The organism is Dysgonomonas sp. Marseille-Q5470 (assembly GCF_951230145.1).
Classification (GTDB): Bacteria; Bacteroidota; Bacteroidia; order Bacteroidales; family Dysgonomonadaceae; genus Dysgonomonas.
Genome location: NZ_CATNVE010000001.1, coordinates 254,620 through 275,101, shown reverse-complemented (window position 1 = coordinate 275,101; position 20,482 = coordinate 254,620). Strand labels below are relative to the sequence as shown.

16 protein-coding genes are annotated in these 20,482 nt (G+C 33.5%); 8 read left to right on the top strand and 8 right to left on the bottom strand.

Annotation, left to right across the window (positions count from 1 at the left end; genetic code table 11):
- Positions 1-287: 287 nt before the first annotated feature.
- From QOX35_RS01285 to QOX35_RS01260, 6 genes are all read right to left on the bottom strand, one after another.
- Positions 288-2,795 carry a nucleoside triphosphate pyrophosphohydrolase gene (locus QOX35_RS01285; RefSeq protein ID WP_283685465.1) on the bottom strand — a complete coding sequence of 836 codons (2,508 nt, stop codon included), beginning with the start codon at positions 2,793-2,795 and terminating at the stop codon, positions 288-290.
- Positions 2,788-3,342 carry a hypothetical protein gene (locus QOX35_RS01280; protein WP_283685464.1) on the bottom strand — a complete coding sequence of 185 codons (555 nt, stop codon included), beginning with the start codon at positions 3,340-3,342 and terminating at the stop codon, positions 2,788-2,790. Before QOX35_RS01280 ends, QOX35_RS01285 begins: the two co-directional genes overlap by 8 nt.
- A 15-nt stretch (positions 3,343-3,357) precedes the next feature.
- Complete coding sequence (locus QOX35_RS01275) at positions 3,358-3,975, bottom strand: HIT family protein (protein WP_283685463.1); 618 nt, start codon at positions 3,973-3,975, stop codon at positions 3,358-3,360.
- Between the two features lie 279 nt (positions 3,976-4,254).
- The gene (locus tag QOX35_RS01270; RefSeq protein ID WP_283685462.1) at positions 4,255-5,190 is read right to left on the bottom strand and encodes a HipA domain-containing protein; all 936 of its coding nucleotides are present in this window, start codon (positions 5,188-5,190) and stop codon (positions 4,255-4,257) included.
- Positions 5,180-5,515, bottom strand: a complete 336-nt coding sequence (locus QOX35_RS01265) for a HipA N-terminal domain-containing protein (RefSeq protein WP_283685461.1) — start codon at positions 5,513-5,515, stop codon at positions 5,180-5,182. Before QOX35_RS01265 ends, QOX35_RS01270 begins: the two co-directional genes overlap by 11 nt.
- On the bottom strand, positions 5,512-5,733 hold the full coding sequence (locus QOX35_RS01260) for a helix-turn-helix transcriptional regulator (RefSeq protein WP_283685460.1): 222 nt from the start codon (positions 5,731-5,733) through the stop codon (positions 5,512-5,514). Before QOX35_RS01260 ends, QOX35_RS01265 begins: the two co-directional genes overlap by 4 nt.
- A gap of 887 nt (positions 5,734-6,620) precedes the next feature.
- On the opposite strand from QOX35_RS01260, the gene QOX35_RS01255 reads away from it, so the two are divergent.
- From QOX35_RS01255 to guaA, 5 genes are all read left to right on the top strand, one after another.
- A complete protein-coding gene (locus QOX35_RS01255) occupies positions 6,621-8,504 on the top strand; it encodes a fibronectin type III domain-containing protein (protein ID WP_283685459.1) in 1,884 nt (627 codons plus the stop codon).
- Positions 8,505-8,517: 13 nt separating this feature from the next.
- On the top strand, positions 8,518-10,356 hold the full coding sequence (locus QOX35_RS01250) for a hypothetical protein (protein WP_283685458.1): 1,839 nt from the start codon (positions 8,518-8,520) through the stop codon (positions 10,354-10,356).
- Between the two features lies 1 nt (position 10,357).
- Entirely contained in the window at positions 10,358-12,259 is a 1,902-nt protein-coding gene (locus QOX35_RS01245) for a hypothetical protein (RefSeq protein ID WP_283685457.1), read from the top strand.
- The gene (locus QOX35_RS01240) at positions 12,256-12,954 is read left to right on the top strand and encodes a hypothetical protein (RefSeq protein ID WP_283685456.1); all 699 of its coding nucleotides are present in this window, start codon (positions 12,256-12,258) and stop codon (positions 12,952-12,954) included. The genes QOX35_RS01245 and QOX35_RS01240 overlap by 4 nt, the downstream gene beginning before the upstream one ends.
- Positions 12,955-13,492: 538 nt before the next feature.
- Positions 13,493-15,013, top strand: coding sequence for a glutamine-hydrolyzing GMP synthase (guaA, locus tag QOX35_RS01235; RefSeq protein WP_283685455.1), 1,521 nt, complete (start codon positions 13,493-13,495; stop codon positions 15,011-15,013).
- A gap of 67 nt (positions 15,014-15,080) precedes the next feature.
- Here guaA and trxA read toward each other — a convergent pair whose 3' ends face one another.
- Positions 15,081-15,548 (bottom strand): thioredoxin, encoded by a 468-nt coding sequence (gene trxA / locus QOX35_RS01230; protein WP_283685454.1) that lies wholly within the window; start codon positions 15,546-15,548, stop codon positions 15,081-15,083.
- A 10-nt stretch (positions 15,549-15,558) separates the two neighbouring features.
- Positions 15,559-15,723, bottom strand: coding sequence for a hypothetical protein (locus QOX35_RS01225; RefSeq protein WP_167755448.1), 165 nt, complete (start codon positions 15,721-15,723; stop codon positions 15,559-15,561).
- Positions 15,724-16,013: 290 nt separating this feature from the next.
- On the opposite strand from QOX35_RS01225, the gene mutS reads away from it, so the two are divergent.
- The 3 genes from mutS (at position 16,014) to QOX35_RS01210 (ending at position 20,416) form a co-directional block, all read left to right on the top strand.
- Complete coding sequence (gene mutS, locus QOX35_RS01220) at positions 16,014-18,596, top strand: DNA mismatch repair protein MutS (RefSeq protein WP_185146742.1); 2,583 nt, start codon at positions 16,014-16,016, stop codon at positions 18,594-18,596.
- 206 nt (positions 18,597-18,802) lie between these two features.
- Positions 18,803-19,744, top strand: a complete 942-nt coding sequence (locus QOX35_RS01215) for a UDP-glucuronic acid decarboxylase family protein (protein WP_135105468.1) — start codon at positions 18,803-18,805, stop codon at positions 19,742-19,744.
- A 12-nt stretch (positions 19,745-19,756) separates the two neighbouring features.
- A complete protein-coding gene (locus QOX35_RS01210) occupies positions 19,757-20,416 on the top strand; it encodes a porin family protein (protein WP_283685453.1) in 660 nt (219 codons plus the stop codon).
- Positions 20,417-20,482: the final 66 nt, after the last annotated feature.

The following is a 20,482-nucleotide window of genomic DNA, read 5'->3' as shown; positions in this document are numbered from 1 at the left end:
AATGTAGTCATACCCCTTCCTTTTCTGAGAGGTCTATTTGAGTTAGGTCATATCGCTTTCGTATTTGCTTAACGTCTGCTGATAACAATCATTTCCTGAATTATATCTGTCTAGGTATATTATGACAAATAATCACAAGAATATACCTTATAGGGCATAATTATTATTTCAAGAAAATAACATATAGTTATTTACTATATACATTAGAAATCTCTCTTTAGTTTATTGCGCTTGTAATTAATCGACAATGTGAATATTACCATTTCGTTCTCTATTCAATTCATAACTTAGTCTTCGGGAAATTCAATCTTATATTGCGACAAATCTTCTTTTGGCCTCTCATGTAAAAAACGGATTAAAATCTCTCTGTTTTTATAATTAATTTCTATAGTTTTATTCTCAGCAATACTGGAAGGTAACTTTATGGATAAAGGATCACTGATATAAGGAATATGTAGTATAGAATTGTCAAAATATATGTTCTGATTTTTTTTTGGAATCAGTTTATTTGCCTTTTTTTCAATCATTTCAGATTTAAATAAGGAAGACTTTTCTTCTTCAGCTTTAACCTCAATAGTATCAATTAATGCAGAGTCTTTCGTATCGAGGAGGAATACTCCTGTATCAAATCCACCCTTACTTTGAGCCTTATTATCTGCAATTTCTTTTATATTTTCAATGTCTATATTAAATACAGAACATGAACTCCGAATTATTTCGTATAAATCGGCTAATTCTTCTATAATTGCTTTGTCGGTCGATTCCCAATAAAACTCAAGAGCTTCCTCTATTGCTTTCTTTTTTAAAAAAAGGAGTCGTTCTTTTGGCTCAATTTCTAGTGTAGTTGTTTTTTCACCTTTAGATTCAATATTCAGCGGTATTTTATCTCTTACTAATTTATTAAAAGATTGGGATTTATACTGAGGCTCAAAATAATCAACACATTTAACACGAACACCATTCTTTTTTAATATATAATAAGGATGAGCCAAAATGCTACCTTCCAGTTCAACTGGGATATTATTCTCTTTCGAGAAATGAGCTATTTCTTCTACAATTTTTTTATCTCTTATTATTTCATCATCAGGTTTCAACTTCAATGTATACTTTAGAGATAAATCCCACTTTTCTATATGTAATTTACTTATATCTTCCTTGGTCTCAATTAAAATATAATTGTTTGAAAAGATGGAATCTGAGAATCTCTCACTATTCTCCGTAACTTCGTCTGTTGTATAAAACCAAGGAATAATTTTATCATATCCTGTTGATTTATTCACATCAACAAAATACATAACTACTACTGATTTTTTTAAATAGTTTGCAATTTTTACTGTGTATTGTGCAATAGTCAATCGTTCCTTTTTAGTTAAGGATTCTTTCCAATCATAATTTCCACTTTTCTTTGAAAACCATTTGCCATCACTTCTTACATCTAAATATTCACTTTTACAGCGAATATGTTTCATATCAGTTATCAATTTCCCGTCTTGAACTGTAACCTCAAAAGAATCGTGAGGATGATAATATAAACCATCAACAATACCCCATGTGGAGTCTATTCTAGCTTTATTAGGCCTATTGGGTTTTGTTAAAACTAAAGCACAAGATCGAGATAATATAAATCTGTGTATCAAAAAACAGAAATTTCCAATCGGAATATCAGAATTAAGAAATTGTATTACATTTTTCAATAAATAGTTTATGGCATCATCTAACTTAAATATAGTGTCTGTTCTAGGAAGTAATACTCTTTTATGTTCTTCTTCTTCAGCTATATCAGTACGTATTACAATTGGACATTTTAATAATTGTTTTAAATCTTTTTTCAAGTTTTTTGGAATAATACCATCTCTTAATTGTTCGATTACATTTGTATCATCTAATATATAAATTTCACCACAAGGAAGATTTAAGGATGCAAATGTTTGTACACAGTTTGTTTTAGGCCACTTTCCAAAAGAAGATGCTGAAGCTGGATTAAGAATCTCCATTTTCAGATCATTTTTTCCTTCCTTAAGATTAGATATTCGCCAATCAGAACCGGGCTCAGATGTTTCACTCAAATCACCCTCTACATCACATTGAACTAAATATAATTTGGACTTATCCCATACCCATTCTATATGTAGCCTCTTTTTCTCCATTTTTGAAAAAACATATGTGGGTACGCTCTTTAAGACTTTCTTAAGCTCAAGTATATTTTTACAATTTAAATTAATGTTAAGAGTTTCCTCTTTCGTTTGTTTTACTCGTTCGCTATTTTTATAACGTCCTTTAGCATCATAATATTCTATCAACCAATCGTCATAATTTCGGCTAATACGCCTTTCATTTGATATATGACCAACTAGTTTAGATTCCTTATACTGTTGTATAATAACAGAAAAAGAGTTATTGTCAAATTCAGAACACGCTTCTTGATTTTTCTCCCAAATTTGTATGATTTCGTTGTATAGATTATCTTTTGAAATATTACCATCGCTGCTAAAATAGTTTCCACGTTCTTTATAGGTTTCTATTTTAGCACTAGACCTAATTATGAAATTATTAATGTTTAAAGAATCAAAAAGGGAGAATATATCCTTTGAAATAGATAAAAGTATTTTTTTTGCGCGTAATTTGTCTTTACACCATTCATCATAAAGATTAGATTTTATAATTATAAAAGGAAGTGTTTCTTCTTCGATATATTTTAATAAACCATAAGCTTTTTCGCCAATTAGAGTTTTTTCTATATTAGGTTGTACACTACTGTGTCCAAAATGATTACTATATACATAATATTCAGCCATTTTTTGCAAAGAAAACATTTGCTAATTCTGATAATTTTCCAATAGCGTTATCAGAGAAATATCCCACAAGAAATCCAATTCCACATGATTTATGTATTGAATAAGTCTGGGCTTCATTAAAAATATCAGAACTGAAAATTACAACTATAAATAAGGCTAATAAACCGGATAAATGTGGTGTTAGTATTCTCCATAATCTTCTATCTATATTCCAAAAACCTCTTGCTACTGTATGATATAACCATTTTCCAGCAAAGACAATACCTCCAAAAGTTCCTCCTACCCATGCATAGAAATAACTATGTACTTTAGATGACATAATAAATTTATTATCGATAAACTCAGAAAGTATTATGACCCCTATAATAATACTAACGGAAGCCATTGCAATCATTAATACAAGAAGATATTTTTTCTCCCATGAAATATGACCTAATGCAATCTCATCATATCGAGATTTCCAATCCTTGCATTCACGTCCATCAGTAGGGACTTTCTCTTGCTGGACTTTTTCTACATCACATGGTTTATTATTTGTGTTTTCCATAGATGATAATTGAAATTAGACTAAGACTTGGAAATGTTTTCTATAATTCCTTATTGTTTTTTCTATATTATCAAGAAATGGTTCCTTCTTCCAGTCATATTTATCTATTAACCCTACAGATGAAGCTATTGCTTTTCTAAAAAGTTGACTTGGGATGTTATCGCAAGTTGTAATAAATGATTGCTTTTGTTGATCTCGATAATATAAATAAGGAAGTCCTTCCTTTATATAAAAAATAGATTCTTTCAAATCTTCTATTTGCTTCCAATTATATTTAAGATCAAACTGATCCTCAACTGTTTTGAGAAGATTCAAATTAGTAGGAACAATATGAATATGAGCATAATCAACTCCACAACCAACCATGGAATTTGCACAAAATGCGCCATTTTCAAATATTACAAAATCTCCATAAGTTTCCTTTACGATCATTTCTATTTGTGATAATAATGCACTTAATTCATCAAATAGACATAAGTTAGTCATATATCCAAATGAAACATAATGCTTTTTAGGAATTATAAGTAACCACCCTTCAACAATAGAACCTAATGTTGGTATTACTGCAAAATTTTCAGTTTCTAAAAGAATCTGATTGAATAATTGCTTATCGTGGAATTTTTTTTCACTCATTGCTATTTTCTTAAAAGAATAAAGATATACAAAGTTAATATAAACTTTAAAATGAAATGTGAAAATGTAAACAATCCGTGTTAATCTTTCTTCTCTTATTGCCTCTATTCATCTAAATAAGGGAAGTAAATCCAATATTTACTTGAAATAATCATATTTATTGATTTAACATAGAATATTTGCTCAAGTATCTAAAGGGATATTTTTCAACTTCCTTTAGAGAAACTTACTAGGATGAACATCTTTTATTATATCAATGAGACTATCCATTTTATATTTCTATATTCTATTTTGAATAAGCTCTTTATACTGCTTTTTCATACTTTCACTCAAAAATGACCCATCAATAAACTTCAACCACAGCGGAATAACCTTTTCAAATTTAAGAAAGATATTTTCTCCTACTTTTTTGTCCAAACCCGATTTTGCAAAAGCAGTTTCAAAATCTGAACGTTTTAGCTTTCTCTTTTTACCATTGAGAGTGAGGGCTAATTCTTCCGTATCCTCAGGCATCACAAGCTTTGTCGAAAGCATATCATAGGCAGGAGTCAAAGAATATATACCCTTTTGGATACTGTATAGTGAAAAGTTTTTCAAGTGCATATCGGAATTGCCAGTCAGCCAGCAAAAATAAACTTGTTCCCAAAAGTTGACTAAATCCAACATTGGTACGTTTGAATACTTTGAAATTAACTTGGCTATTTGCTCATACGAACCTTTATATTTATACTCGGTTAATCGTTCTGCAAGTTGGCACATATCTTCCATTGGATATTTATTTCCTTGCTCATCCCGATCTATACGGCGAGTAATATAGCATAATTGATTATCAGCAAAGCGTATTAACGAATGAGGTACAGTTTTAATTTTAGCTATTTCAGCAAGATGCATGGTTAAGTCTTCCAACTCAGGCAAATTCGGATACATATCTGTTTGAGGTTTCAAAATGTATCTACCCCATAAACCTACAATTGTAAAACGTTTTGGCTCATTCTTCTTTTCCGAAGGTTCTATATCCAATGACAATTTAGGCTGTACTCCTGTTATTGTAGTTTGACTGCGAACAACCTGTTCGGCCAAGACAGAAATATTCTCTTTCGTATAAGGTAGTTCGGGAACGGTTGTTGTTCCGAATATCTTTTTCGCACAAGCAGGATGAAAATCCGTTTGCCCTTCTTTCAGATCCTGATAACAATACAAACATCTATTCTTCATCGCTTTCGGCATTTACAGGTACAACACTAACAGCCCCGATACAATCTTTACAGCAAGCCAATAACAAAGACATCCTATCTCGCTGATTGATCTTCCAACTGCGTTCGGCAATATCTAATAGCCATCCTTCAGGTATCAAGCCATCAAAGAATGGAAATAATACTTTATCGTGATACGGCTTACTTTTCAATGGCATCGTTAGGCTAACCGCTTCCGAGTCTGAATCATTCAAATAGTCTGAATCATACTGAAAAATAAAACCATTCTCATCTTCGGTTAGCATTCCTGCTAACTTCTCATACATAAATATCTTAGCTTGTTTCATAACTCTAATTTATTTCTGTCCATTGGAGCAGGTGTAAGTTCAGCACCAAATAGAATCAGTACCTGATTGACTTTATCCATTCGTAAAGTTTGTTTGCCTTGTTCCAGTTCACGAACAAAACGGAGTCCAACTCCCGCTTTTTCAGAGAGGTCTATTTGAGTTAAGTCATATTGCTTTCGCATTTGCTTAACATATGCGGACAATGATAATTTCTCCATAATTATACCCTTTGGGTGCTAATTTAATAAATAAATATGTAAATACACCTCTTAGGGTATAAAAAAATAATATAAAACAGACATTATACCTTTTAGGGGATAATTACAGATAAATTCGAATAGGAAATATTGTATTCTTAAAGTAAAAATTCCTACCTTTACAGTACCGCCACAAGAAGTTGTGAAGTAAGCAGAAAAATAGTGAAATACAATCGTAGCCTCGGTCAAGGACTACTTTTTAGACATCATGCAAACTGGCTTGTATAGCCGAGTTCAAGATATACGACCCCTCCCAGCGGGATCACTAACTAAAAAAGCCTTTCAGAAATGAAAGGCTTTTTTATTTTTGCTCTATTTCTTCTATTATTACTAAGAATTGTATTTACAAATTCATTGATTTTTGTGGTGTGATATTTACAAGGTCAAAAAAGTGAGAGTTTAATATTTTATATATACATTTTAGCCAATCTGAATAACAAAAAGCTTTTTTTCTTACCCCTCTGAATTGGCTTCTAAAAGCTTTAATGGGATCTATGAGGCAGTTTGATGATGAGTTTAGTAACTCCTATTATTACTAAGATTATAAATAAAGATTAATTTAAGGGGGGGGAGCCTAATCCAATATTGATTACAATTTCTCAAAAATAATTACTAACCGTCCGACTTTTAGAGAGTTATTCGATATAAATAATATTCTATTTACTGATTTAAGGGTGTCTTCTCCTTTGAGAATATTCGCTAAAGAAATACACAGGAAAATTGAGAAAAGATGAATAATTTAGAAGCAGAGCGATGTGGTGAAAAATTAAAAAATAAAAACTTAAATTATATTAATATATTGAAATAAATACTACATTTATGCCCGAATAAAATAACTAACTATTCCTATGAAAAACAATAACACTATATTTTATTTATTGACCTTTCTTGTAGTTTTCTTATATTCTTGCGAATATGATAAAGATATAGTTTATATAAAAGAATTAACACCTCCTAAAGATTCAGTAGAGCTAGATATTGAATTATCTCATGTTCTTCCCAATAATACAATCTATATATATGAGTATACCAAGCTGACATACACGATAGATTCCAAAGGTAAAGACATACTTGATTTTAAGATATCTTTTGATGGTTCTGCAGAGATTCATGAAAATAGTATTTACCTGTATCCTTTAGCAGATAACTCGGTAAGAAAATTAACATTTGACGTACAACTTAAAACACATACAGGAAGTATGGCAGATATTTTGGGATATGAAAAATATGTGGGAAGGTATGAATACAATATAAAATTTGTGAAACTTGAAGAGAATTTTAAGACTAATCTACGTGGCAGCAAATCAGAAGAAGGATATTTACAGTTGAATTGGGATACACCAGTATTTGACAATGCAGATCTTGTAAAATATGAACTAATTTATACGGACGACATTACAAAACAACAAGTAAAACACGAAATAACAGACCCCAAGCAGACTAGTTTTATTGACAAAAATTATATCTGGGGCTATAAGACCTATGAATTACTGACCTATTATAAAAACAAGGATGTGAATTACGAGTCTCTAAAGTCTGATTACTTTAGTCCGGAATATTATGGATTTAAAAGTAACCCTAAATTCACCTATGAATACCTAGACAGTGAATTCATGAATGTATCGTGGGCAGATACAGGGTACAAGTGCAAATATTTGATTATCGACGCAGATGGAACGAAAACAGAATGTGAACAGAAGCAACGGAAAGTTAAGATGCAGCGTTTCCGGTTCCCTTCTGATGGAAATCGCTTCAAGCTTTACATACTACCCTTTGATATGCCATATAGTGACTATGATAAAGGTATATTTATTGATTGCGATTCTTATTGGTATAATATAGGAGAATATTCAGCAATTCCTCATGCTTGGAATATTGCAAAAAATGAATATTATAATCTCAATAATGGAGAGTTAAATGTGTTTTCAATTTCTAATTCCACAAAGAAGAATAATCTTTTCCTTCGTGAGGTGGACGGTGCTGATTTCTTTAATATTTCTGTGTCAGACAAAACCTCGCAAGTTGCAATTTATAAATGGACTCTCCCGATGCCAATAAGCACTTCAGATTTGTTTATATATGAGAATAATAACTTCACAAATCCGTTGCGGATAGAAAATGTAACTCGAAACGCTACTCCATTATTTTTATGTGATAACTATACTCTTTTTTATAGTGATCTATTTTGGCTGGGAGATACTAACTACGAAAGATCTTGTATAGTATTGAACAGTAAAACAGGAAATGAAATCTTTAGACAAGTATTACAAAATAGAGAATCTCAGTTTGCCGTATCTCCTGACGGAAAATATTTATGCGATTATTATAAAGCACATCTCATTATCTATGAAATAGAGAACAACAAAGCTGTACAAATATACTCTTATACAAATGCCGAATATAGATACTTAACTTGTCAGTTTAACTATTATAACCCGAAAGAGTTGATCTTAGGAGGAGATATCGAAACTGCAATTTTTGATGTTGAGTCACTTACCAATAAAAATTCAATAAAAGGTAAATTTTTATATCAAGATCCTATTACCGGCAACATCGCTTCTATGGACGAGCATTATAATCAAAATTTTCTTTTAAATATATACGATAAAACATTATCTCAAAAATTAATTAGAGTTCCATTTAACTATTATACATCTGGCAATAATTCATTCTTCAATAACAGGTTATTTTTTAATGATGTGCTGGCATATCGTTTAGATTTACCCTTATAGAAATTCTTAAATTATGAATAAATATAGCACTTTCTTAACTCTATTTGTGATTGTACTCTTTTTTGGCTGTGAATATGACAAGGATGAGATTTATCAGAAGGATATTACTCCGCCAGAAGAGATATCAATAGATATAAATTTGGATGGTTTAGAAAATGGAGAAACTCTATATATTTACCGAAAGACGAAGATCTCATACAATGCTGATTTCAAAGGTAAGGCTTTTCTTAAGTATGAAGTCAAATTAGGAGATAAAAACTTATATTTACCAGAAGATGGAATCCTTTATTTCGATCCATTCGATTACAGAGGAGTAGATGAATTAAGTTTAACGATAGATGTAGAGTTAAAGACAGGGACAAATAGCATAGCAGAGAATCTAGGTTTAGAAAAATATCTAGGGTCATTTAAGTACAAAATCAGATTTATTCATAATGCTGATTTATCCTTAAAGTTTGAAAACAGTATTACTCAAGATGGAAATCTGAAAATCAGTTGGAAACCTCTCGATTTGAAACAACTGAGAGTAAACAAATACGAAGTCTATAGTTACAATGGATATGAACAAAAGTTGTTAACTACTATAACTGACACGGAGAATCCTTTTTTTGTTGACAAATCGCACGTATTAGGCAAACAGGATTATTTGATCTTTACATATTTTGAGGATGATAGAATAGAAAAACTATGGGACTATCATACAGTTCAGATCGAATATCCCTCAGAAAGCTTAGATTCTGAACCAATAGGGCTTGATAAAATGAAAGTGTGGTGGGATAAACATATTTATAATTGTTACTATGCATTGGAGCTAGAAGATGGAACCATAATTGATTGCAAAGGAAACACAGAAGTAGAAATAAGCCACACTTATAAATTTCCTATATACAAAGACATAAAATTACATATCTATCCGGTTGACCACACCGGAAATCTTTCTTCAACACCCTATTCTAGCCAAGTGTTACAATCTAACAGAGTTAAGGATGTTTATGTCTCAGGAGGAATAGCGTATGACATAAAACATAAAGAATTGTATATAAGAGATCAATATAAGCTTTTGGCACTTGATCTGTCAACAATGGATGCGATTCCAAATAGAGTTATTGATAGACCTTATGATTGGGATTGGTGGAGCCAATATATGTATTATTCCGAATTTCATGAAAAATTGTTTTATATTGCAAGTGACTACAAGATTAATATATATGACAGAAATCTTAAGATTCAATCTTATATAAACTGGGAGAAGACAGCATTGAGTAAATTTACAGTTTTGCATGCCAGAAAAGACGGAATATTAGTTTTTGGATATGTTGATCCTAATGGACATTGGACTAATGTATACAATCTTACAAACAACCGATTAATCTATCGTGAAGGTCCGGATGTCCTTCGTAACTATGCGAAAAGATCTATGTCAAAAGATGGCACTTATCTTTGTGTATCAGAAGATAACTACATTCAAATATTCGGTTTTAATAATATAGAAATGTTCAATATAAATTCAATATCTACTTATCCTATAAACTTTCAAGAATGTATTTTTAGTAAAATTGACGATGAGGAGCTTTATGTAATAGAAAAAGAACAATTTTATAGGATGAATGCTTTGACTAAAAACAGAACATCCTATATTGTCGGAAGATTTATAACTGAAGATCCCTTTACCGGGAATATAGCATATATAAAAGATGATAATACATTTGTTATTCTTAATCATGAAATGAATAAAGAAATATACTCGACCCTGGTAAGTAGGACATGGGATTTAGGGTTGTTTAACAATATACTTACGACAGATAAGAGTGGCAAATTCTATTACCTTGATCTAAATCCGTACATCAAATAATATGAAGAATATTAATATAATATCAATATTATTATTGATCTTTTCCGTTTTCACCGGGTGTGAATACGATAAAAATGATATATATATTGTTGATATCCAAAAACCGGTAGAGAAAAGAATAACATTCAATCTTGCAGATCTGCCTTCAGGAACAACGATTTATATTTATCAGAAAACAAATTTAATGTATGACCTGAATCTACCCGAAGGGGATATATTAAAACGAAAATTAACTTTAGGAGGTAGAGAACTTCTATCTACTGATGGTTATATTGTATTAGATCCGAAGGATTATAATAGTAGAACTGTGGAAAAGCTTACTCTTGATGTCGAAGTAAATTCCGGTTCAGAAAGTATTGCAGGAAAACTCGGTTTAGAAAATTATATTGGGACATTTGAATATGAAATTGTTTTTATTCCTGATGCCGTACTAGGTTTACAGAATATTGCTCATCACAAAAATAAAGATGATTATTTCGAACTAACATGGAGTAAGCCTCAATTGGAGCAGTATACGGTAGAGAAATACAGAATAACATATTATCATGACCGTACTGAATATATAGAAGAAATACTAAATCCGGATCAAACAGTTTTTGTTGATACACGGGCGGTATTTGGTTACTTACATTACAGGATAGAAACCTTTTTCAAAGAAAGTTATCGACAACCTTGGGTCGATAATTATACTACCTCTATTGAGTTTCCCAAATATTCCGTTAAGTTTGAATACACGGGCATAAATTCGGGGAGAATATCCTGGCCAAAGAATGAGTATAAGTCTAAATATGCATTTGCCAGAGGATACTATGGTGATATAATTTACGAAGGGACAAATAACTATTTTGAAATTGAAGATTTAGCTGATTTTTCAACAAAACATGGTGTTGGAATTTTTCCTATAAGTTACGCCGGAGAATGGGTAGAGCTTTATGTTCTGCCTATGAGTGCTAATACTGTTAATCGAAATATGCCCATACATTATGATGAACTACATAGCCAGAGCTTAATTACAAGGAGCAGCGATTATGAAAATTATATTGCGTTCATAGATACAACCAAAGATATTTTATTTATAAAAAATCAAGATGAATTATGGTCTTATAATAGTAATACTCTAGAGGCGATTGACAATCGATATTTACCAAATACAATGACTACAAACTGGAATGTCCATGGTTTTTGTTCTGAAAAATCGTCTACAATATTTATTCCGAATTATGATTGTATTGACTTGATCAGTTACGACCTAAAAAATCATGAAAAGATACAGTTCGAGTCTACAGAAGCACTGAATTATCAGTATGCTTATCTTGGAACTAATGATATTGTATTTATATATTCGAAAGAATCTCCAAAGCTTTATGCATACGATTTAAATTCAAGAAAATTAATTTCTTCTTTATCTTTAGATAATATGTGGGGTAATGTTGTTGTCTCTCGAGACGGAAAATATGTGTGCTTATACAATGATATTAGAGCTTTAGTTTATAAGTTTTCGGACAATGTTTTCTCTCTACTCTATACAGAAGAGTTTCCTAGTTACGGATTGGGGAGTTACGATTCTAAAAGTATTTGTTTTAATGAAAAAATATCTAATCAGCTGATCGTAACATATTCTCCTGGGACATACAGTAATGAGATGTATACTGTAGATATAGAAAACAATTCAAAATCCGAGAAGAAACGATATTCTTATAGATGCTCTGACCCTTATACTGGGAATATTGTAGCTACATATGGTGCAACTTGTACTGTTTTTGACACAACATTAACCAAAGAGCGTTTATCTTTAAAGAATTCAGAAACAGACTACCTTATTAATAACTTATTCCTGAAATCAGGATGGGGCAATCGAAAAAATCTTTATTATCTAGACATAACTAATTATTTGAAAAAATGAAAAAATATATTTTCTTAATTATTACTATACTATGTAGTATATATGCTCAAGCACAGTTTACTGTAAGCTACTCTTTAGGTTACGCCACTCATGATTTGGATGGAATGAAAAGTTTACTGAAGGATATACAACAAACACCTCCCGCATCGACTATCGGAGCAAAAAATGTCGATAATTTTTCCACGAATCAACTTATCCATATTGTAGATATAGGTTACAGACTTGATATGCATGAATTCGGACTAAAAGGAGGTGGATATAGTTCAACTGGAGGAAAATTGTCATTGAAGGATTATTCAGGCGAGTATTCCAATCGTTTTATAGTAAATGGCGTTCGCTTTGGAATATATTATAAAAATTATTTCTATACTTATAGAAATAAGAATGATAAGGCTGTTTTTTCTTTTTTTGGAGAGATTTCTCCAGGACTTTATTTCTCTGAAATTAAAAATAATGGCTTTTTTGTCGTTCAAGATAAAGAGTTAGACTCATTCGATGATAAATATTCCAAGACAAGTTTTGCATTTCTCTTCCAAGCCGGAGCGAAATATTACATAACTAAAAATATTAATTTACATTTTGCCTTAGGTTATGATTTTGTAGGTAAAGCAAAAGTTGAGGATTTTAAACCTAAGGAAGCAATGGTCAATTGGAGTGGAATAAGGTTTACAGGTGGTGTTGGCTTCTCTTTTTAATATAGGTTACCATCCGAGAATGTAATACGAAGAATTGAGAATATGCTTGTTGATGCTTGATTATAATCGACTAATTTATGGATTGCCTCGCTCTAAATAGCCCTACAGATTTATAGACAAAAATACATTCTCTATCCTTGTACAGTCATCACAAGAAGTTGTGAAGGAATCAGAAAACAATAAAATTGAATTGTATCCTAAGTTACGGACGGATCACTTCTTAGACATAAATAAACCCTAAAAGTTTGTCTAACTATTAGGGTTTATTTTACTTTGATTTTAGAAAGTCACTCTTATTTTATTTCTATTATATACTATGCCAATTTATTAGCCCTTTTCAAATATCTCATTTGTCATTTAAAGGATAACCAACATACATATTTTCTCATCAGAAACTATAGCATCCTTCCCAAACATCAAAAGGTAATATGACACAGAAGTTTCAAGATCGTAAAAAAATAAAATAGCTCTTTAGTAAGAGCAAAAAATGATGTATCTTTGTGCGCATTAAATAAACATCCCTTACTTATCTATATTTATGCACGAAAAAATCATTATTCTTGATTTCGGGTCACAAACCACCCAACTTATTGGTCGCAGAGTAAGAGAACTCAATACATACTGCGAGATAGTGCCTTACAATAAATTTCCATTCGGAGACGAAACTGTAAAAGGAGTTATTCTTTCGGGAAGTCCATTTTCGGTAAACGACTCTGATGCGTTTAAACCTGAACTTAGTGAAATAAGAAAAAACTATCCTGTTCTGGGTATTTGTTACGGAGCACAATATTTGGCTTATACATCGGGCGGAAAAGTAGAGAAAAGCGACTCTCGCGAATACGGGAGAGCTCATCTTGCGAAAATAGACTCTTCGGAGCCTCTGTTTGATGGAATACAAGCAGGCACGCAGGTTTGGATGTCGCATGGAGATACTATAACATCTCTTCCTCACGATTTTAAAACTATAGCCAGTACAAGTGATGTAGAGGCTGCTGCATACAAAATAGATGGAGAACCGACATGGGCTGTACAATTTCATCCCGAAGTTTTTCATACAACAGATGGTACACGTTTGTTGAGTAATTTCTTGAATATATGTAAGATGAAGCGCGACTGGTCGCCTGCTTCTTTTATAGATACGACTGTCGCAGAACTCAAAGAGCAATTAGGAGACGACAAAGTGATACTTGCACTCTCGGGAGGAGTAGACTCGTCAGTAACGGCAGTCCTTTTGAATAAGGCAATCGGTAAAAACCTTACGTGTGTGTTTGTTGATCATGGCTTGCTTCGTAAGAATGAATTCGAAAATGTTTTGAAAGATTATGAGCATCTTGGTCTTAATGTGATAGGTGTTAATGCTAAAGATCGTTTCTATAAAGCTCTTGCAGGTGTTACTGATCCAGAGCAAAAGCGTAAGATAATAGGTAAAGGCTTTATTGATGTTTTTGATGAAGAAGCACATAAACTCACTGATATAAAATGGTTGGGACAGGGTACTATTTATCCTGATATTATAGAATCTTTGTCGATAACAGGAACGGTAATCAAATCGCATCATAATGTTGGTGGTTTACCTGAAAAGATGCACTTGAAGTTGGTAGAACCTCTTCGCCTGTTATTTAAAGATGAAGTACGTCGTGTCGGTCTTGAGCTGGGTATGAAGGAAAATCTTATCAAACGTCATCCATTCCCGGGTCCGGGTCTTGGAATTCGTATCCTCGGCGATATTACTCCTGAGAAGGTTGAGATTGCTCAGAATGCTGATGATATCTATATCTCTATGCTACGCGAATGGGGGTTGTACGATAAAGTATGGCAGGCAGGAGCAATATTGTTGCCAATCCGTTCGGTAGGAGTAATGGGCGATGAACGTACCTATGAGAATACAGTCGCTTTACGCGCCGTAACATCTACAGATGCTATGACTGCCGACTGGGCACACTTGCCTTATGAGTTTTTAGCTAAAGTCTCTAACGAGATTATCAATAAGGTGAAAGGTGTAAATCGTGTCGTTTATGATATATCATCAAAACCACCGGCAACCATCGAGTGGGAATAAGATATTGACAAAATATAAAAAAGGACTTCAATTTGAAGTCCTTTTTTGTGTCATATACAAAAGTCTTTTATTCCTTTTCTAACAAAACTTTGTCTATAGCTTCTTTTAGGGCATTTTTAGGGAGGGCACCTTGTGCCATCTGTGGCGTTCCGTTCATCGGGATGAATAGTAGGCTTGGTATACTTCTGATTCCAAATAGAGCAGATAACTCAAGCTCTGCTTCCGTATCTATTTTGTAAATATATATTTCCCCATCATATTCTTTTGCTAATTCCTCCAAAACAGGAGCTACAGCCTTACATGGTCCACACCAGTCTGCATAAAAGTCTATTAAGGCGGGTTTGTCTCCTAAGTATTTCCATTCGTTCGGATTGGCTTCGTAGTTAGCCACTTTCTTTAAAAAATCTATTTTGTTTAAATGTATTGTTTTCACTTTGTTTTCTGTTTTAGCAAGTTCCTCTGTCTTACTACTGCTGTTTTGAGCATAAGTTGTAAGCGAGATTCCTGCGATCAATACTAGTAATAATAATCTCATTCTATTTATATTATTTTTCTTTGTTTATTTCTTTCGATCCGGCATATTGCTGATTCTCATCTATCTGGCAATATCCTGTTATGCAGCAGGAAGTATTCACTGCCACGATAAAGATACCTAAAATAAATTGCAAAGAATGAGTAGCTACCCACTTCTTTATATACCGTTTCATCATTTTTTCTTTTTCTAAAAACAGCTACAAATATAATATATATTTTCCTTTAGAATATATTTCTGTGGTTAAATAAAATGAATAATGATATGCAGAACCTGATAGCGATTAAACCGTAAGAGGATTTAGAAAGATAAAAAACAAATAAGTTTTAACTCCGTTTTTCGAAGCCAAAATAAAGATTCATCACACTTTCATTTATTTTTTTCTATCTTTGTTTTCTTATAATTGATTCATAAAAACATCTAAACTATATAAATACTGTGTCAAAAAAGGTAGCTGAAACCCCACTGATGAAACAATATTTTGAGATCAAGAGCAAGCATCCTGATGCTATATTATTGTTCAGAGTAGGAGACTTTTACGAAACATTTTCGGATGACGCTATCGATGCTGCCGAGATATTGGGAATCACGCTTACGCGTAGAGGAAACGGTACTGCTCAGTTTGTAGAATTGGCAGGATTTCCACACCATGCATTGGATACATATTTGCCAAAGTTGGTACGTGCCGGAAGGCGTGTCGCTATTTGTGACCAATTGGAAGACCCTAAGCAAACGAAGACCCTTGTAAAGAGAGGTATTACCGAGCTTGTTACCCCCGGGGTCTCTATTAATGATAATATACTAAATCATAAAGAGAATAATTTCCTTTGTGCCATTCACTTTGCAAAGAACACCTGTGGAGTTTCTTTTTTGGATATTTCTACCGGAGAATTTCTCGTTGCAGAGGGTACAAAAGAATATATAGATAAACTACTTACAAACTTTTCTCCTAAAGAGGTGCTCTTAGAGAGAAGTAAGAAAAAAATGTTTGAAGAGTCGTTTGGCTCTCGTTTTTTTATTTTCGAGCTCGACGATTGGGTGTTTACCGAAGATACAGCAAAAGGTCGCCTTTTGAAGCATTTCGAAACCCGCAATCTGAAAGGTTTCGGTGTAGAGCATCTGACAAACGGAGTTATTGCTGCAGGGACAATTCTTCATTATCTAGATGTTACTCAACATACTCAGATAGGGCATATAACATCTCTCTCTCGTATAGAGGAGGATAAATATGTACGTTTGGATAAGTTTACAGTGCGTAGCCTTGAAATTATCTCAACGATGAATGAAGGAGGCAAAAGCCTGTTAGATATCTTGGATAAGACAGTCTCTCCAATGGGTGCACGTATGCTTCGCCGTTGGCTTGTATTCCCGCTCAAAGATGTAAAACCTATCAATAGCCGCTTATCCGTTGTAGAATACTTCTTTAAGGATATCGAACTGAAAACTTTGCTCGAAGAACAGCTTGCGTTGATCGGAGACTTGGAACGGATTATATCTAAGGTTGCCGTAAACAGAGTTTCTCCGCGCGAAATCGTTCAACTCAAGGTGGCATTGAAAGCGATAGAACCGATACGAAATGCATTTTTGGCTTCGGACGAGCCAAGCCTGAGAGAAATAGGAGAAAGGCTCAACCCTTGTCCGGTGATACATGATCGTATCGAAAAAGAAGTGCAACCCGATCCCCCTTCTTTGATTAATAAAGGAAATATAATAAGAAAAGGAGTAAATCCCGAACTGGACGAACTTCGAGATATAGCCTACTCCGGAAAAGATTATTTATTAAAGATACAGCAACGGGAAACTGAAGTTACAGGCATATCATCCCTGAAGATTAGTTTTAATAACGTATTTGGCTACTATATCGAGGTCAGAAATACTCACAAAGATAAAGTCCCTGAAAGCTGGATACGCAAACAAACGTTGGTAAATGCAGAGCGTTACATTACTCAGGAGCTGAAAGAGTATGAAGAGAAGATACTGGGAGCTGAAGAAAAAATTCAGGCCTTGGAATCTAACCTATTCAATGAGCTTGTTCTTAGCATTGTAGAGTATATACCGGCAATACAGGCAAATGCAAGCCTTATTGCTCAGACCGATTGTTTACTTTCTTTCTCCAAAGTTGCAAAAGAGAATAAATATATCCGTCCCGAGATAAATGATACGGATGTTTTAAAGATAAAGAACGGTCGTCATCCTGTAATAGAGAAGCAATTACCGCTTGGGGAAAGTTATATTGCCAATGATGTATCTCTGGATAGTAACAAGCAGCAGATAATAATTATTACCGGGCCTAATATGGCGGGTAAGTCGGCATTGCTTCGTCAAACTGCACTTATTACACTGATGGCACAGGCCGGAAGTTTTGTCCCTGCCGAATCGGCTCAAATAGGATTGGTGGATAAGATATTTACTCGTGTAGGAGCTTCTGACAACATCTCTGTAGGTGAATCTACGTTTATGGTAGAGATGAACGAGGCTTCTGATATTTTGAATAACTTATCACCTAAGAGTCTTGTTTTGTTTGATGAATTGGGGCGTGGAACAAGTACCTATGACGGTATTTCTATTGCATGGGCTATTGTAGAATATATTCACGAACATCCTAAGGCAAGAGCAAAAACCTTGTTCGCAACGCACTATCATGAGCTGAACGAGATGGAAAAATCTTTTAAGCGGATAAAGAACTTCAACGTTTCGGTTAAAGAAATAGATAATAAAGTTATATTCCTCCGTAAACTTGTTCCCGGAGGAAGTGAACATAGCTTTGGTATACATGTGGCTAAGATGGCGGGAATGCCTCAAAGCATTGTTAAAAGGGCGAATTCTATATTAAAGCAATTGGAATCGGATAATCGCAAACAAGGTATATCGAAACCGATTAAAGATATTAAAGAAAACAGAGAAGGGTATCAGCTAAGCTTTTTCCAACTTGATGACCCTGTTCTCAGCCAGGTAAGAGATGAAATTAAATCACTCGATGTAAACAATCTGACACCAATGGAGGCTCTAAATAAACTGAATGAGATAAAAAAAATAGTATCCGGTAAATAGGAGTAAATATACTCTAGATACGTATAACTTTATAAAATAATAAGAAAACTTGCTGATCAAATTCATAAATAGAATCTGATAAATTCAAACTATTGCAAAACTGTACTTTAGGTAGTTTTTCTTTCAATAAAAAAACTATATTCGTCAAGTTTTTTTGTTTCTTTGTGTTTTAGAATAAATTAAATAACAGCTATTTCTGTAAAATAATGAATCGCAAAAAGATATTGGTCACCGGTGGTGCGGGATTTATTGGTTCACATCTTTGTGAAAGACTTTTGAAAGATGGGAATGAAGTTTTATGCTTAGATAATTATTTTACAGGCTCAAAAGATAATATCATACACCTTTTAGATAATCCATATTTTGAATTAATCAGACATGATATAGTTCATCCTTTTCATGCAGATGTGGATGAGATATACAATTTGGCTTGTCCTGCTTCTCCTGTACATTATCAGTACAATGCGATAAAAACAATAAAAACGTCTGTAGTAGGCGCCATCAATATGCTTGGTTTGGCAAAACGGCTTAAAGCGAAGGTGCTGCAAGCTTCTACAAGTGAGGTGTATGGCGACCCCAATGTACACCCTCAGCCCGAATCTTATTGGGGGAATGTAAATCCGATAGGTATACGTTCTTGCTATGATGAAGGAAAGCGTTGTGCCGAGACCTTATTTATGGACTATCACCGTCAGAATGGAGTGAGAATAAAGATTGTACGCATATTTAATACTTACGGACCTCATATGAATCCCAATGATGGGAGGGTTGTATCTAATTTTATTGTGCAAGCACTCAAGGGAGAAGACATTACGATATATGGTGATGGGACTCAGACCAGAAGCTTTCAGTATGTAGATGATCTTGTTGAAGCGATGACCCGAATGATGGCGACCGACGACTCTTTTATTGGTCCTGTAAATACAGGAAATCCGGGAGAGTTTACAATGCTTGAACTTGCAACCCTTATTCTCGAACTTACAGGTTCAAAGTCGAAACTGATATTTATGCCTTTACCTAGTGATGATCCTAAACAGAGAAGACCCGATATAACTTTAGCAAAAGAAAAGCTAAGCTGGGAACCGAAGGTGCAACTGAGGGATGGGTTGATTAAAACGATTGACTATTTTGACAAAATCTTAACATAATGTGTTATAATAATGAATGCAATTTACAAAACAACAAAACTATTAGCTGTAATGCTTTTGCTAGTAACAGCCGGAAATGCACAAGATAATGTAGCGATTGTAGGAGTAAGAGCCGGGATAAACCTTTCCGGACAAGATGGAGTGCCAAGAGGTGAGCTGGACAGTTATGCCAAAGTTGGCTTCAATATAGGCATGACGGTAGATTTCAGATTATCAGATAAAATGTATTTGATAACGGGTATGGAATACACAGTAAAAGGTTCTAAAGGCAAAAAATATGTAGAGGCGACATCAGATGCTCCGGGTCACTATTTTATTAATAACGATAAGCCTGCTTATTTACAAATACCGCTTCATGTAGGTTACCTTTGGCCTATAAACAGGGATTTTCGTTTGATGTTTCATGCAGGACCTTTTATTGCATATGGCTTAGGTGGCAAAACGAATTGGACATATGTCTATGACGATAAGGAGTTTAGAAAAAAAGAAGACTTCTTCGGTATTGGTGTCGGAAAATTTGACTGGGGATTAGGAGGCGGTATTAATGCCGAATACGACAGATATGTTTTGGCTATAGGATACGATCGCGGATTGAGAAATTTTGCACCCGGATATAATGATGGAAAAGCCAGAACAAGAAATATGTATATTTCAGTAGGATACTTATTTTAAACGCAAACAGGATTATGAAACTCAATAATCATTCTTGCCTATAACGAGCCGAGGAAAATTCATTTG